General features: G+C 44.5%; 1 protein-coding gene. It reads right to left on the bottom strand.

Going from position 1 to position 829, the window contains the following annotated elements; translation table 11 throughout:
* Positions 1 to 829, bottom strand: an 829-nt coding sequence (locus tag EDM54_RS17565; protein WP_122958559.1) for an IS256 family transposase, incomplete at both ends; no start/stop codon positions are given.

The following is an 829-nucleotide window of genomic DNA, read 5'->3' on the forward strand; positions in this document are numbered from 1 at the left end:
CACGTTAGTTGTATAGATCAGCTTTCGAATCTCGGGAGGATATTTAAAGAAAGTGGCGATCTCGTCCCAGTTATTCCGCCAGGAACGAACCATCAAGGGATATCTACTGCCCCAGGTTTGTTCAAACTGATCGAGTTCTTCCAACGCGGCTTGCTCCGTTGGAGCCTTATAGATAGGTTTTAGCTCGGACGTGATCTTTTTGAGATCCTTATAGGAAACATACTTGATGGAATTTCGGATTTGATGGATAACACATTTCTGAATCTCCGTCTTCGGATAACATGCAGAGATGGCTTCTGTAAAGCCACGAAGATTATCGACGCTTGTAATGAGAATATCCTGGACTCCACGATTTTTCAGTTCGTTGAGGACATGCAGCCAGAATTTTGCCGATTCATTCTCCCCAATCCAGATCCCAAGCACATCTTTATGACCGTCAAGGTCAATACCAATGACCATATAGGCGGCTTTATTGACGATAGCTCCGTCCTGTTTTACCTTAAAGTGAATGGCGTCAAGGAAAACAACAGCATAAACCGCTTGCAAGGGGCGATTTTGCCACTCTTTGATCATCGGTACAATCTTATTCGTTACATTTGATATGAGCGTTGGTGAGACTTCGATGCCATAGAGCTGCTGCAGATGGTCTTGGATATCGCGTGTGGATACGCCTTTGGCATAGAGGGCAAGAATTTGATCTTCGATCCCTGTAACATTGGATTGATGTTTCTTTACAATGTTTGGTTCAAAATCACCCTCTCGATCTCGAGGGACTTGGATGTCGACATCCCCGTACTCAGAACGGACGGTTTTCTTGCTATACCCATTG

The organism is Brevibacillus borstelensis (assembly GCF_003710865.1).
In the GTDB taxonomy this organism is placed as follows: Bacteria; Bacillota; Bacilli; order Brevibacillales; family Brevibacillaceae; genus Brevibacillus; species Brevibacillus borstelensis.